Origin of the sequence: Gaiella sp. (assembly GCF_035558935.1) — a bacterium.
Classification (GTDB): Bacteria; Actinomycetota; Thermoleophilia; order Gaiellales; family Gaiellaceae; genus Gaiella.
The window spans coordinates 1-4,611 of the sequence record NZ_DATMBZ010000131.1 but is presented as its reverse complement, the minus strand read 5'-3'; the positions used below and the strand labels follow the sequence as shown (position 1 = coordinate 4,611).

Annotated in this window: 5 protein-coding genes and 1 pseudogene; 3 read left to right on the top strand and 3 right to left on the bottom strand. The window is 71.1% G+C overall.

The features are described from left to right. The 3 genes and pseudogenes from aceE to VNM44_RS12620 all read right to left on the bottom strand — a co-directional run. Nucleotides 1-1,485, bottom strand: a pseudogene (gene aceE / locus VNM44_RS12630) (pyruvate dehydrogenase (acetyl-transferring), homodimeric type); the annotation flags it as partial. A 33-nt stretch (nucleotides 1,486-1,518) separates the two neighbouring features. After that, the gene (locus tag VNM44_RS12625) at nucleotides 1,519-2,019 is read right to left on the bottom strand and encodes a hypothetical protein (RefSeq protein WP_325626238.1); all 501 of its coding nucleotides are present in this window, start codon (nucleotides 2,017-2,019) and stop codon (nucleotides 1,519-1,521) included. A gap of 2 nt (nucleotides 2,020-2,021) precedes the next feature. After that, complete coding sequence (locus VNM44_RS12620; RefSeq protein WP_325626237.1) at nucleotides 2,022-2,519, bottom strand: hypothetical protein; 498 nt, start codon at nucleotides 2,517-2,519, stop codon at nucleotides 2,022-2,024. Nucleotides 2,520-2,606: 87 nt separating this feature from the next. Here VNM44_RS12620 and VNM44_RS12615 point away from each other — a divergent pair, with 87 nt between their 5' ends. The 3 genes from VNM44_RS12615 to VNM44_RS12605 all read left to right on the top strand — a co-directional run. Further along, complete coding sequence (locus tag VNM44_RS12615) at nucleotides 2,607-3,557, top strand: YafY family protein (RefSeq protein WP_325626236.1); 951 nt, start codon at nucleotides 2,607-2,609, stop codon at nucleotides 3,555-3,557. Between the two features lie 85 nt (nucleotides 3,558-3,642). After that, complete coding sequence (locus tag VNM44_RS12610) at nucleotides 3,643-4,290, top strand: TetR/AcrR family transcriptional regulator (protein WP_325626235.1); 648 nt, start codon at nucleotides 3,643-3,645, stop codon at nucleotides 4,288-4,290. A gap of 20 nt (nucleotides 4,291-4,310) precedes the next feature. Beyond that, a partial coding sequence (locus VNM44_RS12605; RefSeq protein ID WP_349258040.1) for an MFS transporter occupies nucleotides 4,311-4,611 on the top strand: 301 nt, incomplete at its 3' end.

The following is a 4,611-nucleotide window of genomic DNA, read 5'->3' as shown; positions in this document are numbered from 1 at the left end:
GAGCGCCATCGTCGTCGAGTTCTCTCGCTCCCCGCTGCCCTCGAGCACGTTGTCGAAGGGCGCGGGCGTCGGGAGCGACCCGGCGTCCGTGTGCCGCGCGGGGAGGCTCCCGCCGAGCGCCTTGCGGCGCTCGAGCAGATGCGCGAGCTCGGGGCTGTCCTCGGGCGGCCGGTAGAAGAACGCGCCGGTCGCCTGCTCGTCGGTGAGCGGGATCCCGAGCCGGTCGCGGATCGCGAGGCGGGCCTCCTCGTTCATCGACTTCTGCTGGTGCGTGATGTTGCGGCCCTCTCCGGCCGTGCCCATGCCGTAGCCCTTGATCGTCTTCGCGAGGATCACCGTCGGCTGGCCCGTGTGGCGCACGGCCGCGTCGTACGCGGAGTAGACCTTGCGCGGGTCGTGCCCGCCGCGCCGCAGCGCCCAGATCTCGTCGTCGGTCCAGTCGGCGACCATCGCCTTCGTCTCCGGGTAGCGCCCGAAGAAGTGCTCCCGGACGTACGCGCCGTCGTTGGCCTTGAAGGTCTGGTACTCGCCGTCGACGCACTCCTCCATCAGCGTGCGGAGGACACCCTCGTCGTCGGCCTCGAGCAGGGGGTCCCAGTTCGAGCCCCAGATCACCTTGATCACGTTCCAGCCCGCGCCGCGGAAGTTCGTCTCGAGCTCCTGGATGATCTTTCCGTTCCCGCGGACGGGCCCGTCGAGCCTCTGCAGGTTGCAGTTGACGACGAAGACCAGATTGTCGAGCCGCTCGCGCCCCGCGAGCGAGATCGCGCCCATCGACTCGGGCTCGTCAGTCTCGCCGTCGCCCATGAAGACCCACACCTTGCGGTCGCCGTGCTCGACGATCCCGCGCGCGGCGAGGTACTTCATGAAGCGCGCCTGGTAGATCCCCATCAGCGGCCCGAGCCCCATCGAGACGGTCGGGAACTGCCAGAAGTCCGGCATCAGCCACGGGTGCGGGTACGACGAGAGGCCGCCGCCGCCGACCTCCTGCCGGAACCTCCGCATCTCGTCCTCCGAGAAACGGCCCTCGAGGAAGGCGCGCGCGTAGAACCCCGGCGACGAGTGCCCCTGCAGGTAGACGACATCGCCGAGGTGGTCCTCGGAGCGGGCGCGCCAGAAGTGGTCGAACCCGACCTCGTACAGCGTCTCGGCCGACTGGTAGCTCGCGATGTGGCCGCCCAGCTCGGTCGACTCGGCGTTCGCCTGGAGGACGAGCGCGACGGCGTTCCAGCGGACGAGAGCGGTCGCCGCCGCCTCGAGCTCCGGGTCGCCCGGAAGCTCCGGCTCGTCCTCCGGGAGAATCGTGTTGACATAGGGCGTCGAGAGGCCCGCGGTCGTCTGGACACCGAGATCCTGGGCGTGGTCGACGACGCGGTCGAGAAGATAGGACATACGGCCGCGTCCGTCGCTGTCGACGACGGCGTCGACCGAGTCGAGCCACTCGCGGGTCTCGACGGGCTCGATGTCGGGCGCGTTCGTGCTCATGGCCCAAGTGTTGCGGAACGACGCGCCTCCGGGCTACACGACCCCTTCGTAGGTGTCGCGCATGTATTCGAGGCGGGCGTCGCGGTCACGCGCCGAGCTCAGAAACCGGGCCCACGCGAGGCGCTCGTGCGCGACGACTCCGAGCTCCCAAACGCAGAAGGTCGGCCGGTGCGTGCCGTCGAGCGGCCACGGATGGAACTCGCGGTCCTGGTCGCCGTCCTTCGCCCAGACCGTCTCCCAGAGCTCGTTGTCGTTCTGCCACGTGGAGACGAGCAGGAAGTAGAAGCCCCCGCCACAGCGGTGCAGGATCACGAACCCGAGCTCGCCCCCGAGCCGGAGCTCGCCGAGCCTCGCGGCGTCGGCGAGGCCGAGGCGGGCGAGGTCGGAGACGGACGGCGGCACCGGTTCTCCGTCCGGAGCGATCTCGTACCACTTGAGCAGCGTGTTCCCGAGCGCGGCGCTCTGCCCGAACTGGGCCGTCTTCGACACGTGCCGGTAGGACGCGCCGACCCCCTCCCCGTTCCGCTCGATCACGCTCACAGGGCGTCACCGGCGGGCGTGAAGTCCATCACCCAGTTCGTCTCCCACGTCCTGCCGCCGTCGTCCGAGAACGCCTGCTCCCACCGGGGCGTCGGCGTGGTCACGCCCGACCAGGTGAAGCGCACGAGGATCGGGCGCCCGTTGAGCACGTCCTCGCCCTCGAAGACACCGACGTCTCCCTCGAAGCGGCCGACGACCGGCGGATCGAGCTCGCCCGGGCGGCGCGAGTCCGCCCAGTAGATCGACCAGCGTTGCCGCTCCGGGTCGAAGAAGCGGAACGACATGCCGACGAAGCCGCCATCGTGGTCTGTCGTGAAGACGTCCTCGTTGCCGAGGCCGTCGAGGATCGGCCGCGCCACGGACGTCGCGGAGAACTCCTCCCAGTCGTCCGAGCCGGCGAGCCGCCGCTTGAGCCGCCGGTTCGCCACCTCCCAGGCCCCCATCCAGAAGTCGAAGTCCGCCGCCGACGCCTCGATCTGCAACGTGTCGCTCATCGCTCGCCTCCCGTCCGTCTCGATGCCCGGACGCTACAACGGAAATAGGGCAATATCCGCCCTCTATCCGTGCTTGACTCCCGTCCGATGCAGACGCCGACCGCACGGCTCCTGGAGCTCCTCGAGCTCCTCCAGGCACGGCCGCTGACGACCGGGCGCGAGATCGCAGAGCAGCTCGCCATCGACAGCCGCACCGTGCGGCGGTACATCGCGGCGCTGCAGGCGCTCGAGATCCCCGTCGAGGGACAGCGCGGCGTCGGTGGCGGCTACCGCGTCAGGCCGGGCTACCGGCTCCCTCCGCTGATGCTCTCCGACGACGAGGCCGTCGTGGTCGTCCTCGGCCTGATCGCCGCCCGGCGCCAGGGGCTCGACAGCGACTCGGGCTCGGTCGACGGCGCCCTCGCGAAGATCCACCGTGTCCTCCCCGATCCGCTGCGCCGGCGCGTCGAGGCGCTCGAGACGGCGCTCGGCTTCACCGCCACCCCGCGCGCCGGCGCGCCGGTCGCCGGTGACACCGTATTGCTGCTCGCCGAGGCCATTCGCCGCGGGCGCCGGGTGAGGACGGCGTACCGCTCCTACGCCGGCGAGCGGACGCGACGGGAGTTGAGCCCCTACGGCATCGTCGTCCACGCGGCGCGCTGGTACCTCGCGGCGCACGACCACCTCCGCGACGACATGCGGACGTTCCGGCTCGACCGGATGTCGTCGACGGCCCTGCTCGAGACGGCGGCGACGCCGGCGCCCGACGACTTCGACGCCGTCGACCACGTCAGCCGCTCGCTGGCGCGCGTGCCCTGGGGCGTCGAGGTCGAGGTGCTGCTGGACCTCCCGGTCGATCGCGCCGCGCGCCGTCTCCCCTCCACCCTGGCCGAGCTCCTCGAGACCGAGGGCGGGACGCTCCTGCGCATGCGGGTGGACTCGCTCGACTGGATGGCCGGGACGCTCGCGAGCCTCGGCTGCGGCTTCGAGATCCGCTCTCCCGACGAGCTCCGCGCGAGCGTGCGCGAGCTCTCGGCACGGCTCGCTGCGGTGGCCTAGGTCCGACTCCGAGTCGCACACGAGCTTCGAACGACCGAACGACGCGTAACCGGAGCGACCACTCCGCTTCTGCTACCGTGACTCGGTGCCCACGCCGGAGACGACCGCGCCGACGCTTCGACGCGACGCGCGAGAGAACCGCAACCGCATCCTCGCCGCTGCGCGCGCCGCCTTCGCCGCAGAAGGCGTCGACGTGCCGGTCGAGGCGATCGCCGACCGCGCTGGGGTCGGGATGGGGACGCTCTACCGGCGCTTCCCGACGAAGCACGACCTCGTCCAGGCGGTGATCGAGGAGTCGCTCGACGCCTTCGTGGTCGCCGCCGAGGAGGGCCTCGCGGAGGACGACCCGTGGACCGGGTTCACCGGGTTCGTCGAGCGCGTGCTCGAGCTCCACGTCGAGAACCGCGCGCTGCGCGAGGTGCTCGCCGGCACCGAGCACGGCCACGCGCGCGACGCCGTCCGCAGGCGTGTCCGTCCGCTGGTGCGCCGGCTCATCGAGCGCGCGCACGCAGACGGCTCTCTGCGGCCGGACTTCGCGCCGGAGGACATGCCGCTCGTCTTCATGACCGCGGGCCGCGTGCTCGAGGCCGGACGCGGCGTCGCGCCGGATCTCTGGCGACGCTATCTCGGGCTGCTCCTCGACGGCCTCCGCGCCGGAGGCGCGACCCCCCTTCCGCGCGGCCCGCTCACGCAGGCGCAGATGAACCGGCTCCTCGAGGGAGAGCGACGTTGAGCGAGCGCGACGACCACGCGATCGAGATCCCGGACGAAGGGCTTCACGGACGGGCGCTCACAACGGTGTTCGTGGCGCTGATGCTCGGCATGTTCCTCGCCGCGCTCGACCAGACGATCGTCTCGACGGCGCTGCCGACGATCGTGGGCGAGCTCGGCGGCCTCGATCACCTGTCGTGGGTCGTGACCGCGTACCTCCTCGCCTCGACGGTCTCGACGCCTCTCTACGGGAAGCTCGGCGACATGCTCGGGCGCAAGCCCGTGTTCGTCGCGGCGATCGTGATCTTCCTCGTCGGCTCGATGCTCTCGGGCCTCTCGCAGA

What these genes read in the sequence shown, in the direction of transcription:
- VNM44_RS12620 (WP_325626237.1), bottom strand. Translation starts at nt 2,519, where the DNA reads ATGAGCGACACGTTGCAGATCGAGGCGTCGGCGGCGGACTTCGACTTC.
- VNM44_RS12615 (WP_325626236.1), top strand. Translation starts at nt 2,607, where the DNA reads ATGCAGACGCCGACCGCACGGCTCCTGGAGCTCCTCGAGCTCCTCCAG.